Annotated in this window: 17 protein-coding genes, 2 tRNA genes and 1 pseudogene; 2 read left to right on the forward strand and 18 right to left on the reverse strand. The window is 38.0% G+C overall.

The window, feature by feature from the left end; all coding sequences use genetic code 11:
- Positions 1-27: 27 nt before the first annotated feature.
- Complete coding sequence (locus PN497_RS00930; protein ID WP_096571479.1) at positions 28-1,638, reverse strand: ArnT family glycosyltransferase; 1,611 nt, start codon at positions 1,636-1,638, stop codon at positions 28-30.
- A 258-nt stretch (positions 1,639-1,896) separates the two neighbouring features.
- Here PN497_RS00930 and PN497_RS00935 point away from each other — a divergent pair, with 258 nt between their 5' ends.
- Entirely contained in the window at positions 1,897-3,426 is a 1,530-nt protein-coding gene (locus PN497_RS00935) for a hypothetical protein (RefSeq protein WP_096571477.1), read from the forward strand.
- Positions 3,427-3,473: 47 nt separating this feature from the next.
- Here PN497_RS00935 and PN497_RS00940 read toward each other — a convergent pair whose 3' ends face one another.
- From PN497_RS00940 to pstS, 11 genes and pseudogenes are all read right to left on the reverse strand, one after another.
- A complete protein-coding gene (locus PN497_RS00940; protein ID WP_096571475.1) occupies positions 3,474-3,803 on the reverse strand; it encodes a formylglycine-generating enzyme family protein in 330 nt (109 codons plus the stop codon).
- A gap of 87 nt (positions 3,804-3,890) precedes the next feature.
- Positions 3,891-4,103: pseudogene (gene avd / locus PN497_RS00945) on the reverse strand (diversity-generating retroelement protein Avd); the annotation flags it as partial.
- A gap of 106 nt (positions 4,104-4,209) precedes the next feature.
- The gene (locus tag PN497_RS00950; protein WP_096571473.1) at positions 4,210-5,457 is read right to left on the reverse strand and encodes an SUMF1/EgtB/PvdO family nonheme iron enzyme; all 1,248 of its coding nucleotides are present in this window, start codon (positions 5,455-5,457) and stop codon (positions 4,210-4,212) included.
- A 9-nt stretch (positions 5,458-5,466) separates the two neighbouring features.
- Positions 5,467-7,296 carry a trypsin-like peptidase domain-containing protein gene (locus PN497_RS00955; RefSeq protein ID WP_096571471.1) on the reverse strand — a complete coding sequence of 610 codons (1,830 nt, stop codon included), beginning with the start codon at positions 7,294-7,296 and terminating at the stop codon, positions 5,467-5,469.
- Between the two features lie 14 nt (positions 7,297-7,310).
- Positions 7,311-7,640: a CU044_2847 family protein gene (locus PN497_RS00960; protein WP_096571469.1), complete on the reverse strand. Its 330-nt coding sequence runs from the start codon at positions 7,638-7,640 to the stop codon at positions 7,311-7,313.
- Positions 7,641-7,869: 229 nt separating this feature from the next.
- Positions 7,870-7,941: transfer RNA gene (locus PN497_RS00965), tRNA-Cys, on the reverse strand.
- A 187-nt stretch (positions 7,942-8,128) separates the two neighbouring features.
- Entirely contained in the window at positions 8,129-8,722 is a 594-nt protein-coding gene (locus PN497_RS00970) for a chromophore lyase CpcT/CpeT (RefSeq protein ID WP_096571467.1), read from the reverse strand.
- A gap of 296 nt (positions 8,723-9,018) precedes the next feature.
- Positions 9,019-9,798 carry a phosphate ABC transporter ATP-binding protein PstB gene (gene pstB, locus PN497_RS00975; protein WP_096571465.1) on the reverse strand — a complete coding sequence of 260 codons (780 nt, stop codon included), beginning with the start codon at positions 9,796-9,798 and terminating at the stop codon, positions 9,019-9,021.
- 52 nt (positions 9,799-9,850) lie between these two features.
- Complete coding sequence (gene pstA, locus PN497_RS00980; protein ID WP_096571463.1) at positions 9,851-10,732, reverse strand: phosphate ABC transporter permease PstA; 882 nt, start codon at positions 10,730-10,732, stop codon at positions 9,851-9,853.
- Between the two features lie 110 nt (positions 10,733-10,842).
- A complete protein-coding gene (gene pstC, locus PN497_RS00985) occupies positions 10,843-11,844 on the reverse strand; it encodes a phosphate ABC transporter permease subunit PstC (RefSeq protein WP_096571461.1) in 1,002 nt (333 codons plus the stop codon).
- A gap of 84 nt (positions 11,845-11,928) precedes the next feature.
- The gene (gene pstS, locus PN497_RS00990) at positions 11,929-12,969 is read right to left on the reverse strand and encodes a phosphate ABC transporter substrate-binding protein PstS (RefSeq protein WP_096571459.1); all 1,041 of its coding nucleotides are present in this window, start codon (positions 12,967-12,969) and stop codon (positions 11,929-11,931) included.
- 581 nt (positions 12,970-13,550) lie between these two features.
- Between pstS and PN497_RS00995 the strand changes: the two genes are divergently transcribed.
- The gene (locus tag PN497_RS00995; protein ID WP_096571457.1) at positions 13,551-15,350 is read left to right on the forward strand and encodes an aspartate kinase; all 1,800 of its coding nucleotides are present in this window, start codon (positions 13,551-13,553) and stop codon (positions 15,348-15,350) included.
- Between the two features lie 525 nt (positions 15,351-15,875).
- Here the strand turns inward: PN497_RS00995 and miaE are convergent.
- The 6 genes from miaE to PN497_RS01025 form a co-directional block, all read right to left on the reverse strand.
- On the reverse strand, positions 15,876-16,475 hold the full coding sequence (gene miaE, locus PN497_RS01000) for a tRNA-(ms[2]io[6]A)-hydroxylase (RefSeq protein ID WP_096571455.1): 600 nt from the start codon (positions 16,473-16,475) through the stop codon (positions 15,876-15,878).
- Positions 16,476-16,544: 69 nt separating this feature from the next.
- Positions 16,545-17,315: an SDR family oxidoreductase gene (locus PN497_RS01005; RefSeq protein WP_096571453.1), complete on the reverse strand. Its 771-nt coding sequence runs from the start codon at positions 17,313-17,315 to the stop codon at positions 16,545-16,547.
- 176 nt (positions 17,316-17,491) lie between these two features.
- Positions 17,492-17,576 (reverse strand) — tRNA-Ser (locus PN497_RS01010).
- A 57-nt stretch (positions 17,577-17,633) separates the two neighbouring features.
- On the reverse strand, positions 17,634-18,563 hold the full coding sequence (locus tag PN497_RS01015; protein WP_096571451.1) for a TIGR04168 family protein: 930 nt from the start codon (positions 18,561-18,563) through the stop codon (positions 17,634-17,636).
- A 162-nt stretch (positions 18,564-18,725) separates the two neighbouring features.
- Positions 18,726-19,265: a WcaF family extracellular polysaccharide biosynthesis acetyltransferase gene (locus PN497_RS01020; RefSeq protein ID WP_096571449.1), complete on the reverse strand. Its 540-nt coding sequence runs from the start codon at positions 19,263-19,265 to the stop codon at positions 18,726-18,728.
- Positions 19,266-19,390: 125 nt separating this feature from the next.
- Positions 19,391-20,179 carry a Uma2 family endonuclease gene (locus PN497_RS01025; protein ID WP_096571447.1) on the reverse strand — a complete coding sequence of 263 codons (789 nt, stop codon included), beginning with the start codon at positions 20,177-20,179 and terminating at the stop codon, positions 19,391-19,393.
- Positions 20,180-20,404 lie beyond the last annotated feature (225 nt).

The raw sequence follows: 20,404 nt of genomic DNA on the forward strand, positions 1-20,404 counted from the left end.
CTGCCTCCTGCCTCCTGCCTGGATGATTTACTGAGTGTCTTTTGTAATCAATTGCCAACCGGCGGATTTTCCCACTACTTGAAGAGATGGGAATTGGAGATTTTCTAAAGCAGAAGCATTCACAAGCAAATAGGGATGCACATCATACTGCCAATGATATTGCAGATCGCCGGGGGAAGCAGGAATAATGGTGCGATCGCTATAAAAATTCAAGGATGAACGAGGGTAAGGAAAAGATGTGTAGATTTTCTGAACTGCCGGATTGGCACGTGCTATCATTGCTGCCACAGGCTTGACTGGATAAGCTTCTCCTAGTTCCCACATCCAGTAGTCAGATTTGATCAACAACAACAAAGAAATATAACTTCCCCAAATTAAAATTTGCCAAAATTGCCGATCGCCTCGTTCTGCCAAAATTGCTGCTAAAGTCATAGTCAAAGCTACGGCGGCCAAAATCATCTGCAAGTCTGTTGTACCTGCACTACCCCAACTTAGATAAATACTAGCCGCAGACGCTACCAAAGCCAAGACTGCAAAACTGGTTATCCAAGCACGGGGATAGGATGAGAATAAACGCCAATTCTCACTCTGAGTTAAAAAGAAACCACAGGCTAAAGCAAAGCTGGGATAAATTGGTAAAATATACCAAGGCTGTTTGACGCTAACCAGAGAAATAAGTAGTAAATACACACTACTCCAAACTAGGATGAGTTTCGCCCAGCTAAAATTGCGATTTTCCCAGGTAAAGCCCACAGTTTGCGGTAAAAATACCAGCCAAGGCCATGTCCATTTGAGAATTTCTAGGAAATAATACCAAGAAGCTTCAGGCTGACCATTAGCAGCAGCAATCTGATTCCAGGCTTGATCGTCTAAATCAATTTGAGAGAAAGGATAACCATAGCGCAGTAGTTGGGCAACATACCAACCCAATACTGGTAAAATACCGATGAAGATTCCTGTCCACAGATAGTAACTGGTGAGTAATCTTGGTGTATCCCAAAAGAGAAAAACTACAACAATAGCACCTAAAAATATGCCCACTATGCCTTTAGTTAGGCAAATCAGCCCAAAACTGATACCGACACCAAGACAATAACGCAAGTCTCGGCGCGATCGCAACACACAGAAAATCATCACCATTAACAAACTTACCACTACGCCATCTAGCGTTGCTAATCTGCCATGACGCACTACTGGCAACATCGTCAGATAAATCAAGGCGCTATAAACCGCAGCCCAACGGAGGCGAAATATTTCTCTACCAATACAATACAGCAAAGGCACAGAAATAGCTGTCAGCATAGCTCCAGGTAGGCGAGTTGTCCATTCATTCACACCACCCAGGGAGTAAGCCCAAGCAATTAGCCAGTGCATGAGGGGAGGCTTGTTATAGTATGGTTCACCTCCCAAGGTAGGGTAAAGCCAGTGCATAGAACCTGCTTTGGCACGCCAAATTTCTTTAGCAACTTGTGCCACAGTCCCTTCATCCCAATCTGTGAGCGGCAGTCCGCCAAGATTGATGCTAAACAGCAATATTGCCACCAATAGCAATCCTATTAACCATAGTCCATCCATCCATCTGCCAGAGGTGCGATGCTGTTTTTCTAGATGAGTCCCAATATAGCGTCCTTCTTGCATATTCTATGCTAATCATTTTACTCACTGGTTTGATTTCATAGAGACCAGAGCGAATCTCCAATTTTGCCATACCTTCACAAACTATTTTCACAAGCAATGGCTAGATCCCAAATTACCTCAGTTTTCTCTGAAAAATAATAATTTTTTGCATAAAAATTTTTTAGTTATTTTTTAAACAATTTAACAAGATTTTTGCCAATTAAATGATATAAAGAATACAAGGTTAAATTGGTCAATTACGCTGAAGGAGTTTGGAAAATGCGCCTACCTGTCATTTTAGATATCGCCCTGGGTTTAATTTTTATTTACCTGATTTTAAGCTTGTTAGCTTCCGAAATTCAAGAATTGATTGCTACAATCCTGCAATGGCGTGCTGCACATTTAAAAAAATCAATCGAAATTTTCTTGGCTGGAGATGTTAAAAATTCAGAAGCCAAGGATATAATTGATATGGTCAACAAAATTTATAGCAATCCTTTAATTAAAAGTATTAACCAAGAAGCTAAAGGCATTTTATCCCAGTTACCAAGAAAATTCACTTGGTTTATGGGTGATATAACTAGTAAGATCGGAAAAACAATAAATAAATCACAGGTAAATCATAAGACTTTTAATCAAGATAAAAGTGCGCCTTCTTATATTCAGAGTGATACTTTCGCTACCAGTCTTTTAGAAGAATTACAACTGCCACAAATCATCCATAGTCTAACAGAAGTAAGACTAGAAAAATTTAAAAACCAAAGGTTACAAGAATTACAAACAATTTTAACTCGCTCACTCAGACAAATCCAAGAAACAGAATTACCAAAGTATATTGCCCAGGATATTAAAGATGATTTAGCAACTCTCACTTCAGAATATACAGAAATTGTTAAAGATTTTAAAAAGTACAAGTTTGATATAAATACAAGCGTTAGTCAGATGCAGGATAGCTTGGATAAATACATCAATAACTTTCAGGCGAATATAGAAAATGAAAATCCCATACTAATAGAAACTTGGAAGCGACTGCAAGCTTTACAAAAACACATTTTTCCCAGTGTTGAAGAAGCAATTATCATCGGTGGTTTAAAACCTAACATGAACGAACTTGTCCAATTACTAGACACAAGTAATACTGTTGTTGAGGAAATTCAAATCACTCTTAAAGATAAAAATAGTCAAAGCCATAAAACCATTAAAGAATTAATAGATACCTTACCAGATGGCATGAAGAGAAATATTGCTAACATAGCCAAGCGAGCGCAATACAAGGCTAAAAGTACAGAGGAAGGTATTGAAATATTACGGAGAGAAATTGAGAATTCTTTTGATAGTTCTATGCAAAGAGCAGGTGGTGTTTACAAACGAAATGCTAAAGGAGTCGCTATTTTAATTGGTATTCTCCTCGCTTTTGGTGCTAATGCTGATACATTTCATATCATTGATCGCTTATCGAAAGATACAGTTTTGCGAGAAGCAATTGTTTATAAAGCTGTGCAAACTATAGATCAACAATCTGATCCTTCCAACCTCAAAAATCTTGACACTAAGGAGATTTTAGAGGAAATTAGTTTACCAATAGGTTGGACAAATGAAAACTTAGAAGATCAAATTGGTTGGAATCCAACGAAGATCAATAGCGTACCTATAATCAGTTTATTAACCATGTTATCTGGTTGGATAGTCAGTGGTGTAGCTATTGCAATGGGAGCGCCCTTTTGGTTTGATTTACTGAGTAAAGTTATGAATGTTCGCAATGCTGGTGGTAAATCAACAAAATCAGCTAGAAATCGAGATGCAGATTAATTGATATCATTCCGGCGCTGCCCGCCTGGTTTTAGGTGCTATGATCCTCAAAAAGCTTGCACTTTGTGACTTTCTACAGGGCGTTTTGCTCCTTTAAATTCCGATGGGTCTGGTTTTAGTTCTTGGTTGACTTGAGGTAACTGTGCTACCGCTTGCCATTGTGCCTGGGTAATGGGATATTTGCCCATTGAAAAGGGCTTGATGGTGACTTTGTGTTGCGGTCTTTCGCTGCTACCACTTCCCTCTTCATTTTCTGGTGAACCCATGATGAAAGTTCCCCCAGGAATTAGCACCATTTCTAATTCAATGCCGTTTCCTAAGTTTTCTATAAAATATCGGGCGGTTTTTTTATGGCGATTAATAATAGTTTTGGGCATTGTTAGAAAATTAATAGAAAATAAGTAATTATGTCAGAATCAGGATGTCCAGGATTTTAGGATTAACAGGATAATTTATTTTAATTGACGTAATATATCTAGTTTACTATTTAATGACTGTAATTGCTCTACTTTATCAACAGCATATTTAGCAATAATTAAAGCGTCTAATAAATCGTAAAGTCCAGTAATTATCCTATTACCTAGCATAAATTTATGATTCTGTGGTAGGCGGTTAAGAATAGGCACATACCACTTAATTAAATCGTAGGTTTTTTGAATAATTGGTAATTCGTTCATCTTTGCTCAAAAGGGTAAAAATTCAAAAAAATTTTTTAAAGCTCGCTTCGCTCGCTAAGGATAAAGGAAAGAAGGGTAAAGGGCAAAAGGGCAAGAGTATAAAGGGCTACAAAGTCCACGCAGCACCACACACAACACGAAAACCGAGGTCGTTGCCGTCGAAGCCCGCAACATAAGAGAAGCGACGCGCCGAACGGCAATAGTCAGGAAAGTAGAGCCAAGAACCACCGCGCAGCACCTTTTTATTATTATTAGACTCGCCGCTTATCCATGCGCTACCATCCGCAGGTGCATTTTCATAATTATTATGCCAATCATCTTCACACCACTCCCACACATTGCCGTGCATATCATATAACCCAAATTCATTTGCTACTTGAAAACTGCCTACTTCTGTGGTTTCTCCTCTATAAACTCCTTTTACTCCATTACAATAGGTGTAGTTACCGTCATAATTTGCTTCTTTAGATAGTTTATCATCTAACTGTAGATGTGCTTTAACTATCCGTTCTAATTCTTCTTGATTAGGTTCTTGAATATCCAATCTAATACAACGTCTTAAAAAAGGAGGAGGAAAATCTCGTTCACCATTACTGGTTAAAATCACAAAAGGAAAAGATGTACAGCGAACCCTACCTTGTTTAATAGTAGCTTTTCCATCTTTATCTGCTGTTTGTACTTCTACCTGATCTAATTTATCAGCTATGCGCCTTAATTCCGGTATTTCAAACTCTCCCTCTTCAAAAATATGCAATAAATCATTAGGTAAATCAATATCACTTTTATCAATTTCATCAATTAATAAAACTCTGGGTTTATCAGATGGTAGTAAAGCTGTTCCTAGTGAACCCAAATTAATATATTTACCAATGTCTGCTAGATTATCTTTAGATTTTTTATCTTTTACATCTTGTAAATGTTGTATTGCCTCATCTAATAATCCTAGATTCAAATATTTACCAAGTTTATCTACATTATCCTTTTCTTTTGCATCTTGTAATCTGCCTATGGCATCATAATTATAAAGACCATCTTTTAATGTGGTGCGTGTGGTAATTGGCCAATGTAACACTTCTCCTAATCCTAATTCATAAGCGACAGCATAGGCTAAAGAAGTTTTACCTGTTCCTGGTTTACCTGTTACTAATAAAGGTCGTCGTAAATATAAAGCCGCATTGACTAATTCTACCTCTTCTGGACGGGCTTGAAATGTCTCAGCGCGTCTTTTTTTGGGGTCACTTTCACTATTATTAAAATCTCGCCAACTTGGTGGTGCTGGAAGTTTAGAACCCTCCTTTATCCACTTTTGATTTACTTCATTATTGCCTTTAAATATTTGCCAGTCGTTAGTCATAGTTATTACCTAATTGTTGATAATGATTGGGTTAGATTCAGGTGTTAAAATATAAGGATTTTCACAAATGAGAATAACATCATTTCCTAATAGATGATTATTACTATTATTAATTCGTGATTCTAAGCGGTTTATTCTCACATTTTCTAGTAATTCATAAATACCGCAGTTTAAATCATGATTTTCTCTATTTTGATAATCTGTTAAAGAAATTTTATCTCTATGACATATAGCTAAAGGAATTACATTACTCTGTAATGAACCAAAAATTTTATAAATTTTATCAGTATCATTTTTGATATGGTCATCAAATATATTTAAAATAATACCAATTGCTTGATTTACAAAAGCAGAAAAACTGTTAGCATCATATTCATGTATTTTTTGAAAATTATTACAGTTTATATTCTGTAATTTCTTCCATTTGTCAATCCACTGTTGTTTTTTGACTCTCAGATATTGTTTGTCTAATCGTTCTACATCTCGAACAATTACTCTGTACTTCTCACCAATAGGACTTGTTTCACCAAAATCATTTATTTTCCATTGTTCAACAGGATAAGTAAGATATTCTTTAGGTAGAAAAAATACTATATTTATATGTTTTTCTAGAGAAACATTTATTTTTTCGGTCAAGAGAGAATTTAAAATTCCGGGGATATCCTGAATTTGAAAATTTTTATCATGAGAATCACAAATATCAATTGTATGATAGTATGAGCTATCTATTATATAATTTTGAATATTTTGAATATTAGGAATAACCCAACCACTAATTTTAAACTTGGGATTTTTTGCTCTTGATCTTGCTGTTATTTTTAAAGGTTCTATTTTAATTAATATGTATGATTCCCCGTTAATATCAGTATTTCTATCCTGTTGATTAACATCTTGAATCAGTTTATCAAAATTTTCTATATTATTACTTCCCCATTTTCTTAAATCTTTTAACGTTGTTTGAAGAATATGATCATTAGTAATTAAAGTAATTAAAGATTTTATAAATTTTGCTGTATGTCCGTTAGGATTAAATTTGACTTTACTATCTAAATTGATTTTATCTAGATCATATAAATCTTGAACAATAGCTTCTATTGTGGTGGGTATCTTTTGCGGTGGGTTTTCTAAACAGCAAGTCTGATAAGCTGTTTGAATAGCTGAAGTGATAGATGTATTAGGATTAGTAGTTAAAATATTAATCAGATTTAAAAAACTCCAAGCTTCAACTAACACAGTTGTCGGTATCATAAATGCCGCTTTCACACCCTCTCGCTTTTTCTCTGCGGCCACGGCCATTCCCACAACTCCCTGTAATGTTTCATCCCAAATAGGAGAACCACTAAAACCCGGTTCAATTTGATATCCAGTAACTTTAATTGCTTCTATCTGTATCCAGCGAGTAGCTTGGACATCACGCAGTTCACCATCAGCCCAAACACCAGTATCATGTCCTTGGGGAAAGCCAAAAATGCGAAATTTATGCTGCCAATAATCTGATGTAGTGACAAGTTTTACAGGACTTACGCCCATTGGTAAAGTTTCCTCTATCTGTAACCCAGCAATATCTTCCTTACTTTGTCCTGGGTTCACAGGTTGCCAAAATACAACCTTAGCTTTTAATTTTTGTCCAGGTGCAATCAGGGGAAAATCAAGTTCTATAATGCCATCTGGTGATTCTTGTATGTTAGTGATAATACCCAAAGCGGCTTTCACCACATGAGCGCAGGTAAGCAAATGGTACTGACTCACCAAAAAACCAGCACCGATAACTTTACCGTTTTTATTATAAATGCGAGCGATCGCACTTTTACAAGTTACAAAATAATTTGCTGTTGACATGGAAGCTGTAAATCTTAGTCTTTATTCCACTTAACAGTTACTTCAAAGGTAACTTCCCCACCCACAGAAGTTAATATAGCGCCAGCATCAGCACTGAGTTTGACACCAAACTTAACTTCCATTTCTTTCGGACCTAAATCTTTAAATTTATTATTCAGACTAGCCACCACAGGCTTAATATTATCTATCGCTTCCGAAAATGTTTTTTGCGCTTTGGCAATTTCCTTACCAGAAGGTAGTGCCACTTTCTCAATAGCAGTAGATGTATCTTCTGATTCTTCAACTTCTACTAAAAAAGTTGTTCCATCTTCTAAAGCAAACTCAACTAATACTTTTTCTGCCATATTACATATATATGTTGCTATTCAGACTATGCAACGTCAAATATACAACATTGCCAACATATTTGTACAGCAGAAAATAGCACTAAAGACAGTTGTCTTATGGCTAAAGGCAGACTTACCCCAAAATTACCCCAAATTTATCCCAAACAACAAAGGACGAGCATAAAACCCGTCCCTGTAATGATTATTAAAAGCCTTGAATTGCTTGGTTTTGGCTGTTTTCTCTCAAAGGCGACACCCAGATTCGAACTGGGGGATAAAGGTTTTGCAGACCTCTGCCTTACCACTTGGCTATGTCGCCGCACTCACAATTACTTATATTATCACCTTTATTCCCAAATTGCATCCCCTGGGGAAAAAATTTTTTGGTGATTGGTGATTGGTGATTGGTGATTGGGTTATTAACTTCCCCTACCTCCCCTATTCCCTATTCCCTATTCCCTTTTAACTTCTTAACTGTCACCTGTCACCTGTCACCTGTCACCTATTCAAGATAACTTCACCTCATCTGCAAAATTACCCCAGCGCACAAAGTGAAATGGACCTGCGACAGAACCCCAAAGATGCTGATCGGTGTCTGGATCTCGTCCTTTGTCCCAACTGATGAACTTATCTCCATCAATTTCAAATTTACTATCCAAGTAAGTTCTTTGTCCTTTGCGGACGACGATACAACCTTTACCTGGTTCAACGTGACCTCTAAAACAATTCCCAGTCCACTCTACAATCATGTTACAACCAGAAAGTTTTTCCAGGCGATCGCTATTTAACTGATATAACCTTCCTAAATCACGGGATGCACCGAAAAAGTCTTTTTCCTCTTTTACCGTGTAGTTTTCAATCAGGATTTTCTCACCCTCTGTCACTAACTTCAATACCCGCAACCGATAAGGGTCATTGAGCATATAATCATAAGCCTGTTCTACAAAAAAACTCACCCCCGATAACAACCCATAAGGGAGAGGACGCATACAGACACGAATATGGGCGTAAAAAGCCGGATTTTCAAACACTTGAGCTTGATTACTAAAATCAGCGGCCATCCAACGGGCTAAGGTAAGAATATCAGTGGAATGAGTCATGACAATTTTGGATTTTGGATTTTGGATTTTGGAGTAAGGATTCTGGTTTTGGTAGACAGGCTCAAAACTCCTTGACTCACATTGCTTTATTTTAAAGCTTGGTGCGTCACGTTAATTAATGGGGAAATCAAAATTCAAAATTAACAACCGAAAATCAACAGTCCTGATAGCGGTTTTCTGTTTGATGAGAATAGATCATCAAAAAACTCAGATAAAAATCTGACCTATATCTCCTGTAATATTTCACAATCCCAAATCCCAAATCCAAAATCTAAAATCTAAAATCTAAAATCCCATTAACCAAAGCGTCCTGCAACATAATCACGGGTACGCTCATCTAATGGATTACGAAAGATTTGACTTGTATCACCAAATTCTACCATTTGCCCGATCCTACTTTCATCGGTGCTAAAGAAAGCAGTAAAATCAGAAACGCGGGTTGCTTGCTGCATATTATGAGTCACAATCACTATTGTTAACTCAGATCGCAAGCTATGAATCAATTCTTCAACTTTCAATGTAGCAATAGGATCTAAGGCTGAACAAGGTTCATCCATTAATAAAACTTTTGGTTTCACTGCTAAAGCACGCGCAATACATAAACGTTGTTGCTGTCCACCAGAAAGACCTAATGCAGATGTGTTAAGTTTATCTTTCACTTCATCCCAAAGTGCTGCACCTTTGAGCGCCGATTCCACTATTTGATCTAATTTAAATTTGGGACATTGACCAGCAATTCTCACACCATAAGCAACATTTTCATAAATACTCATGGGAAAAGGATTTGGCTTTTGAAATACCATGCCAATTTCTCGCCGCAAACGATTAATATTAATGCGGGGGTCATAGATATTTTGTTCATAAAATTCTATGCTTCCTTCAACTTTGACTTTACCTTCTAATTCACTAATCCGGTTTAAGGTTTTAATGAAGGTAGATTTTCCGCAACCACTAGGACCAATGAGTGCAGTAACTTGGTTCTTATAAATATCTAATGATATGCCTTCGATAGCTTTGTAATTACCATAATAAAAACTTAGGTTTTTAATTTTGATTGCTGGAATTAGGTTACTCATGATTATTTTAGTGATAAAAAACGGTGAAAAGTATGGGTGAAACAATTAACAATTACTTGAATCTGCTTTTACTACTTAATAAACGAGAGATGAGACTAAAGAACAAAACTAAACTCAATAAAATGATAGAAGTCGTCCAAACTAATTTGTTAATTTCTGGGTCAGGATTATTGTAAAGATTGAAAATTAATACAGGTAAAGAAGCAGTCGGACTCATTAAACTATCGGACCAGTTTTGACTAAATAAAGCTGTGAAAAGTAATGGTGCTGTTTCACCTGATGCACGGGCGATCGCTAATGCAATACCTGTAGTAATTCCGGGAATTGCTGATTTGACAACAACCCTAAATGTAGTTTGAAATCTTGTTCCTCCTAATGCAGCAGAAGCTAAACGTTGTTGAGTGGGAATTAGTTTTAATGCTTCCTCTGTTGTTAAGGCAATTATTGGTAACATAATCACAGATAAAGCAAAACCACCAGCAAAGGCGCTAAATTTTTTAGTAATTAAAACAACGACTCCATAGGCAAACATTCCTACAACAATTGAAGGTACACCTGTGAGGATAGAAGTTAGAAACCGCACAAAATTAGTAATTTTATTAGTTTTACCAAATTCTGCTAAAAATATGCCGGTCATTATCCCTATGGGAATGCTTAATAATGCCCCAAAACTAACCATAATAATAGTACCAATAATGGCATTAGCAAAACCATTTTCAATCAGTGGAAGGTAAAACATTTCTGATTTTAACCCAGAAATTCCCCTTGATATAATTTCCCACAAAATTGATGCTAGTGGAAACAATGCCAACAAACTCAATATGAATGATAAACCATTCATGGCATAGCTAAACAAACGCCTCTGAGTTGGTAGCGGGCTGAGTAATTCTTTAGATAAAGATTCAATATTTTCTGGATTTATATAGCTACTCATGGGATTTTGGATTTTGAATTTTAGATTTGGGATTTTTTGAGATGTTTCTGAATTTATGAGCAATCTGTTTGTCTATATTTGAAAGCTGATAACTGATGACTTAATGCTTACTAAGAATTTTTCTTGCGTACCCATTGCACTAATAGCACAGCACCGATATTAACTGCTAAGGTTAAAACAAACAAAATCAAACCTAAATAACTCAATGAACCAATATGTAAACCAGGTTCAGCTTCGGCAAATTCATTAGCTAGAACAGCGGGAATTGTATAAGCTGGATCAAGTAAAGATAGACTAATTTGAGCCGAGTTACCAATTACCATTGTGACTGCCATTGTTTCACCAAGTGCGCGGCCTAAAGCTAACATTGCTGCACTTACCATTCCTGAAAAACCTGCTGGTAATAACACCCGAAAAATGGTTTCCCAACGAGTGCTACCTAAAGCCATAGATGCACTGCGTAATTCTTTAGGAACAACCATCAAAACATCACGAGAAATAGCCGCCATTGTTGGTAAAATCATAATCGAAAGAATAATTCCCGCCGTTAACATATTATTACCTGTGGGATATTCAGTATTAAACAAGGGGATAAAATTAAAAGTTTTACCTAACCATTGTTCAAAGGGTTCGATAATGGGAATAAATACAAAAATTCCCCATAAACCGATAATTACACTGGGAATTGCAGCAATTAATTCTACTACAAAAGCAATAATATTTCTGACTACTAATGGTAAAAAGTCTTCACTCGTTACTAGGGCGACTGATATTCCTATAGGCACAGTCAATAAAATAGCGATCGCACTACTTACCAAAGTACCATAAATATAAGGTAATGCCCCAAAAACTTGATTGCCTGTATCCCATTCTTGACTCCAGATAAACCCTAAACCAAATTGAAAAACCGCTGGTTTAGCTTCTTGAAAAATTACCCAAGTCATGACAAATAAAATTGCTACAGTAATGGCAGCAAACAAATAAACTAGAAAAGTAAATCCTTGATCAAATCTAAAATTTAATCCACCAGTAACAGTTAAGTTAATTTTTTCATCACTAAAACTAAGGTCAGGTGATGGATTATGATCATGAGGTGGAAATGATTGAGTCATATTTAATAAAAACCCAGCGAATATTTTTTTAATAGAGTGGGTTATCCCCACCCTAAGCAAACAACCTGCACAAAATTGGCAAAATTATTTAACAGTGCTATTCACTGTTTGTAAAACACGATTAACGACATCATTAGGAATTTTTGTGTAATTCATGTCATCATTAAATTGTTGACCATCTTTAAGTACCCAGTTAATCCATTTTTTAATCGCATCTGCTTTAGCTGGAGTGGGATAATTTTTATAAATCATCATCCAAGTTAAACCCACAATAGGATAACCCTGATTAGGATCACCTACAAATACACGATAGTTAGCTGGAAAAGTTACACCTGATAAAGCTGCATTTGCAGTTGCTAAGGAAGGTGCAATAAATTCTCCTTTTTTATTTTGTAATTGTGCTGATCTTAATTTGTTTCTAGTAGCGTAGTCATATTCAACATAACCAATAGCTCCAGGAGTACGAGCTACTAAAGCAGCTACACCAGGATTACCCTTTCCTCTCAAAACGTTGGGTAAATTCCATCTTGGTGCAGTATTAGCGCCAATTCTACCTTTAAAGTAGGGATTAATAGAACTCAAGTGATTGGTAAAAATGAAAGTTGTACCGCTACCATCAGCACGAACTGCAAATTTAATCGGTTGGTTTGGTAAATTTACACCTGGGTTATCAGCTTTAATTTGTGGATCATTCCAGTTAGTAATTTGTCCAGAAAAAATTGCTGGTAGGGTTTTACGAGACAATCTAAGTTGGCTAACACCTGGTAAATTGTAAACTACCGAAACCGCACCACCAGCAGTAGGTACTAAAATTACACCATTTTTGACCTTGGCCATATCTGCATCTGTCATGGCTGCATCACTAGCACCAAAATCTACAGTACCAGCTATAGTTTGACGAATACCACCACCACTACCAATTGCTTGGTAATTAATTTTTAATTCAGGATGTTTCTTTCTTACTTCCCGTGCATAACGTTCATAGAGAGGTGCGGGAAAAGTTGCTCCTGCACCGTTCAAAGTCTGAGCTTGAGCAACTGCTGTGAAAATAGGACTAAATGCTACGGCCGCTGTTACTACAGAAGTAGTGAATGCACGGCTAAAAATGGTGGTTGAAATGTTCATAATGCCTCATTTTGAAGGATGTTTTACCTGATGGAATTACAGCCTTAAATAAAGTTCATACTTGCTGATTAACTAGAAATTAATAACCGTCAAAGAATAGATTAAACTATGTTTAAATTTCTTCCTAAAGGAGTAGTGATAGTAATTTTGTTCACCAAAGTTGTGTAAAGCCGAATCATAATTTTTATGATTTTATGCAATTAAATGTATATTCACAGTTGTAAAAGTTGCGTGTTTCACCATAAATAAACCCAGCAGGGTCATTATCAGAACCCCTGCTAGGAAATTAATTGATATTTGTGCCATGTTTGCGCGGATCAGCGTTTATTTGTCCTAAATAATGCCTACCCCTACTTAAAATAACTATATATAGTATGTAAATAGGTTAAGAACAATCATATAATAGGTTAAAATGCTGTTAAACTTATTTTTCCTCAATTCGTAAAATTGCAGAGTTAAATTACTGAGTGGAAAATCCAAATCGCTGATATTTTAGTAATCTAAATTAATGGTAAATTTTCAAAGCTTCCCGACGGAGGCATTGATCACAGCACAATTTGAATATTCAAACATCTACAGTTATGGCGCTCATAGTTCAAAAATACGGTGGTACATCTGTTGGTTCGGTGGAACGTATCCAAGCGGTTGCACAACGGGTTTATAAAACTGTACAAGCAGGAAATTCCGTTGTCGTCGTCGTTTCCGCAATGGGTAAAACCACCGATGGATTAGTTAAACTAGCTAATGAAATCTCTAAAAGTCCTAACCGTCGGGAAATGGATATGCTGCTTTCCACAGGGGAGCAAGTCACCATTGCTTTACTAAGTATGGCTTTGCAGGAAATTGGACAACCTGCTATTTCTATGACTGGCGCTCAGGTAGGTATTGTTACTGAAGCTGAACATACTCGCGCTCGCATTTTGCATATTGAAACAGAGCGTTTGATGGGGCAGATTAATTTAGGTAAAGTCGTTGTTGTAGCTGGTTTCCAAGGAATTTCTAACACTACAGCAATGGAAATTACCACCTTGGGGCGTGGTGGTTCTGATACTTCCGCAGTGGCTTTGGCGGCAGCTTTGGGAGCAAATTTTTGTGAAATTTATACAGATGTTCCAGGGATTTTAACTACAGATCCGCGCCTTGTACCGGAAGCGCAGTTAATGACAGAAATCACCTGTGATGAAATGCTGGAGTTAGCTAGTTTGGGTGCAAAGGTATTACATCCCCGTGCGGTGGAAATTGCCAAAAATTATGGTGTTCCTTTGGTGGTAAGGTCCAGTTGGACGGATCAACCGGGAACTTGGGTAACATCGCCAAAAGTGCAAGAACGGGCGTTAGTCAATTTAGAATTAGCTCGTCCTGTGGATGCGGTAGAATTTGATATTGATCAGGCTAAGGTATCTTTATTGCGTGTTCCCGATAAACCAGGGGTAGCAGCAAGGTTATTTAATGAAATTTCCCGTCAACAAGTAGACGTAGATTTAATTATTCAATCAATTCATGAAGGTAATAGTAACGATATTGCTTTTACCGTAAATACACCAATACTAAAACGAGCGGAAGCTGTAGCTTCAGCAATTGCTCCAGCTTTGAGAAATCAACCCAATTCAGATGAAGCAGAAGTTTTAGTAGAAAATAATACTGCAAAGGTGAGTATTTCTGGGGCGGGAATGATTGGCCGTCCTGGTGTAGCTGCTAAAATGTTTGTAACCTTGGCGGAAGCGGGTGTAAATATTCAAATGATTTCTACCAGTGAAGTTAAGGTGAGTTGTTTGGTAGATGCGGGAGATTGCGATCGCGCTATTGCTGCACTTTGCAACGCTTTTGAAATTACTGCTTCTCCTGCTGTTCTATCTTCCCCAACTCCCGAATCTCCCGCAGTGCGTGGTGTTGCTTTAGACATGAATCAAGCGCGGTTAGCTATTCGTCAAGTTCCCGATCAACCAGGAATGGCGGCGAAATTGTTTGGTTTATTGGCAGAATATAACATCAGTGTGGATATGATTATTCAATCACAACGCTGTCGGGTGGTTGATGGGGTTGCGCGTCGGGATATTGCTTTTACCGTTGCCAGGATGGATGCAGAAAACGCCCAAAAGAAATTAACCCAAGTTGCAGATCAGTTAGGATGGGGTGAGGTAGTTTTGGATGGGGCGATCGCTAAAGTGAGTATTGTTGGTTCGGGAATGGTTGGACAACCAGGTATTGCCGGGAAAATGTTTACAGCTTTAGCAGAAAATAAAATCAATATCCAAATGATTGCCACTTCAGAAATTAAAATTAGTTGTGTTGTAGGACAAGATGAGGGTGTGAAGGCTTTGCAAGTTATTCATACAGCGTTTGGGTTAGCTGGAAGTGAAAAATTTGTAGTACCCGCGTGAAAATAATACTCAGATCCTCGACTTCTCAAAGAAGTCGGCGATCTATTATTAGGAATTACCATTCAAGTCTTTAGGCCACAGTAAGGGCGAAGCATTCGGACAATTAATTATCGGTTTTTACCTAAAACTATCATCCGAATGCTGATGCTTCCAGCACGCTTCGCGAACGCCCCTACATTGTTGACGCGAAACCTAAATCAAAATGTGGTTTATTTACCTGAAAATAGCTTTCCTCTCTTTCTTAAAAACCAAGGGTTATTCCTAAAAAAAATATTTAAATGTTAGTTAAATTTTTCGTTTAATTTTGTACGTCTTTCACGCGAAAATTAGCCCACATTACAAAACCGCACTGAATTTGTATTTTTTTGTGTTGTATCTTGGCAAGCTCACTGTTTTAATGTTACCAAATTTGATAGGTTATAAAACTATCTATTGGTAGATAAAGGTATGTCTTATGGTAGAATCTGGCTAAAATTAGGAGATGAGAAGAGCTAAAATTTGATGATGTTTTAATTGGATCATGTTTTAACTATGAATTCGCGGTTCTGGGTGCAAGGTTGCTAATATTTCACTTTCCACAACTGCTAATTCATCAAGTCTTTGCATCACCATTTGTCTGTCAAAATAGGTATCTGCTAAAACCCAATATGTGCCAAAATGTCGCGCTTCTGATGCCATTAAACCACGATAAAATTTAGCTAATTCTGGTTCTGGACAGTTTGCTGCTAAAAGTCCTAAACGTTCATGACTGCGTGCTTCTATTAAACCAGTAACTAATAAACTATCTAAAAATTGTTCTGGTTCTTTTTTTCTGACTTGTGCTTTTAAACCTGCACCATAGGGAGGTGGTGAAAGGGGTGCAAGGGGAATATTTCGACGTTCTAACCATTGGTTGACGAGTTCAAAATGTTCTAGTTCTTCTTTGGCGATCGCGGTTAATTCTCTCACCAGTTTAGTATTTGAAGGATAACGAAACATAAAATTTAACGCTACACCTGCGGCTTTGCGTTCACAGTGAGAATGATCGAGTAAAATAATATCTAAATTAGCGATCGCTTGTTCTATCCAAGCATCACTGGTAGGTTGTTTGAGAGCGTTGATAGTTGGTAATGGTGAACTTAGCACAATTGGTAATGGGTAATTGGTAATGGGTAATTGGTAATGGGTAAGAAAATTCTACCTATTCCATTATACCTAAATCCGATTTACTAAAGTTGCACTAGCTTGATCAACTGGCATTAATATCACTTCATTAATATTAACGTGAGCCGGTCGGGTAGCACAGAAAAATACTACATCAGCGATATCATCAGCAGTCAAAGGTTGCATTCCTTGATATACTTTTTTTGCTCGTTCCGTATCTCCGTGAAACCGCACTTGACTAAATTCTGTTTCTACCATTCCTGGATCAACGGAAGTCACCCGTACAGGAGTACCCAACAAATCTAATTTTAATCCTTCCGAAATAGCTTTAACTGCGGCTTTTGTGCCACAATAAACGTTACCACCGGGATAAGTTTGATGTCCCGCAATAGAACCGATATTAATTACATGACCTTTATTCCGTTGTACCATTCCGGGGACTATGTAACGGGTAAGGTAGAGTAAACCTTTGATATTAGTATCTATCATTTCCTCCCAGTCTTGGCAGTCGCCTTCATATAATTTATCTAAACCGCGACTTAAACCAGCGTTGTTGATTAAAATGTCAATTTCTGACCATTCGGGTGGTAAATTAGTAATAGCAGATTCAACGGCCGAGCGATCGCATACATCCAACTGAAGTAAATGAGTTTCTACACCATATAATTTATTAAGTTCCCGTGCTTTTTCTTCCAACTTTTCTAAGCGTCGCGCTGCTAAAATCAATTTTGCATTTTCACGCCCAAAGATTTTAGCACAAGCAGCACCTATTCCGCTACTTGCACCGGTTATTAATATAGTTTGGGTGTTGAGAGCAATCATTTTTCACGCCTCAAAAATACTATCAAACATTTCTCGCTTTACTCTAAAATTAACATTCCTGATTTGTTGGTACTGGTTTACCAGCCTTTACATCTACCATATCTTTACCATTTGGTAGGACATTTTGCGCTCTTCTCTGCGCCTCAGCGTCTCTGCGTGAGATAAAAATCCTTCAACGGAGAGGGGGAGATTCGAACTCCCGGAAGCTTTCACTTCACCTGATTTCAAGTCAGGCGCATTCGACCACTCTGCCACCTCTCCAAATTATCTGTTAGCTTGTTAAACATAAAAACCCACAGACAACAGTATAGCCTATAATTACGCCGTTGGCAATACTAAAGTAGAAGAATTATAAAAAATTTCTGCCGATACCACCTGGAAGTCATCATCTACCCAAACCAGGGAAGCTTTTGTTACCACACCCCCCTCTAACTCAACCAGGGAAAAATTCCGCCGGTTTCCCCCATTTTCTGAGATAATTCTGGGTACATTCGCCGCATTTAAATAAATAGTTCCCTCTGGACTTCTAAATATAGCTTTTCTTAACACCTTCTTAGTGTGGCGCAGATTTCGGTGCATATGACCAAAAGCCACTAGAGAAACCATTTTGTTCATATTGATACTTTGAGAAATCGCTGCTGCTAAGTCAGGATCACCAAAGTCACCACCAATAGGATGCCAATCTTTACCACAGGGGTCTTCAGGGCGATCGCCTAACCCCGTCGGTCCATTATGACCCAAAAAAATAATATTCTCACAAGCTGCACTTTTCACCGCTTCCACGATTTTATCTGCTGACTCTTCCATACTGCTGACACCATACCGTTGTTTACAGATATCAGCAAATCTCCACTCTGATCCACCCCAGGTAAAAGGACGACTACCCACTACTGTTAAATTCCAATCTGGAAAATCCAATTTACCATAACCGACTTGGGCAGATCCTAATAAATCTAATTGTTCCTGTACCCGGTCTTCCTTAGTGCGGTCATAAGGACATTTTTTCCGTCCCCATTCAGTGGCAGTGTACCATGCGTCGTGGTTGCCCATCACCGCTGCTTTGGGAATATCCAAGGAAGCAATCGCTCTAACCACATCCACTGACTCATTACCAAAATCTCCCACAAACAGCACTAAGTCAACACCCAGATGCTTGAGTGCGATACCATCTTCTACTTCCCATAGGTCGTGAACATCACCAACTACAGCGATTTTCACAGGTTTTGATTGAGTTTTCTGACTGGTCATGCCACTTTAAAAAGCCATATCCATATATATATCAGGATAAGAAACTCTACCCCATTTGGAAATAAATTGGGAGCATCCCAATGAAGGAAAAAATAAACGCAAGCTCACTGACCACCACGCTCAGATACTTTGCCGAGCGTGGTTTTGACTCACTCGATTTTCTTATAACTTTCTGGGCTTAATGGCTTGTGCAGGATTTCCTGCATAAATTGTCATTGATGCTAATGATTTAACAGCTACTCCACCCAGAGTTAATACAGCACCTTTACCGACAGTCACCCCAGGTCCAATTATTGACTTAGCAGCAATCCAACTACCTTCCTCAATATAAATTGGGGCAATTTTTAATTCAAAATCAGGGTGATTCCAGTCATGATTACCTGTGCAAAGATAGACATCTTGAGATATGCAAGCATGACTTTCTATGGTAACATGAGCTAGGTTATCTATCCAAGCATTTTCACCAATCCAGACATAATCACCGACAGTTAAGCGCCAAGGAAATTTTACCCGCACTTTTGGTTTTAGGCGCACACCTTGACCAATAGTAGCTCCAAAAATGCGGAGTATCTGCACTTTGACCGATGAAATGGGTAACCAAGAACTTTCAACTAGAGGTGATCCCAGGAAGTACCAGCACAGTTGTTTCCAATAGGGTGCACCGGGGGTATAGTTACCCAGACTGTAGTTATCTAATCGCATATTCGTAATAGACTTCTCCGAAAAAGATGTAGGGACAATTCATGAATTGTCCCTACGAATGGGTTTCAGGTTATGCTTATGTAATTTTCGGGCAGGTCTAATAGGAAAACGAGGATTTCCGCGCCTTAAATTTCTTCGGGATTAATCCCCATTTCTTGCAGTTTTGCTGCTAATTTAGCGGCTTTCTCTTCGGCTTGTTCAGCCCTTTGGCGTTCTTGTTCAGCCCTTTGACGTTCTTGTTCAGCCCTTTGGCGTTCTTGTTCTAATAATTCAGAACCCCAAAGAAGCAAATTACCGGATTCATCCCACCAGCGCAACCAAAAGGTTACCATTTCTGCTTTTTTACCTCTCCATACACCCAAAAACAGGTTTAAAGTTGCTAGGTAAAATCTTCCCTGTTCATCTGGGGATTGTTGCTGGTATTTACCGTCTGTTAAATGATAAACATCTAAGGTTCCGGTTTGAGGATGGAAGATCACATATACAGGGACTTTTAAAATTTGTTCATAAAAATACCATTTACCATAGGGATAATGGGGATTAATAGAATATTCTCCCCCCTCAGTAGCAGAGATAAATTCCATCACAATGGCGGGGGGTTCTCCTTCGGCGTGGGGAGTATAACTCCGGCGCACTTCTCCCTCTGGCAGGGGATGAGCTACAGGTATATAAACCCAGTCGGGGGCTTTGACGATGGTTTTGTCGCCCACTGTGGCGCATAGCCCAAAATTGGAAGCAATGAGCATGGATTCTAAGATTAATCCAGCCAGTTCTAAGGATTCTCGCAAAGCCGCAGCCAGGAGGGGTTGAAGATTACTTTCCACTGGTTCGTCTGGTAGGGGGAAATCCGCTGGCAGTTTTTCCCATCTCACAGGGGGTAATGTGTATAAGGGATGGCGTTCTATAACTGTCATGGTGTTAAGCAATGGCTGTTCATTTATTGTATTCCGTGTGGATAATTATCGACATTTCCAGGAAATCAGCACATACTTGTTTATTTAGGGTTTGCTGAAAAAGTCCCTTCGTTGAGGCAGGGAATAGGGAATAGGGAATAGGGAATAGTTTTAGCTATCTGTTATCCCCAGATTTTCTAATTTATCAGACCCAAAATGCACAGTTTTTAAGGTATACCCTTCAAA

Origin of the sequence: Sphaerospermopsis kisseleviana CS-549, from assembly GCF_028329225.1 — a bacterium.
GTDB classification, from domain to species: Bacteria; Cyanobacteriota; Cyanobacteriia; order Cyanobacteriales; family Nostocaceae; genus Sphaerospermopsis; species Sphaerospermopsis kisseleviana.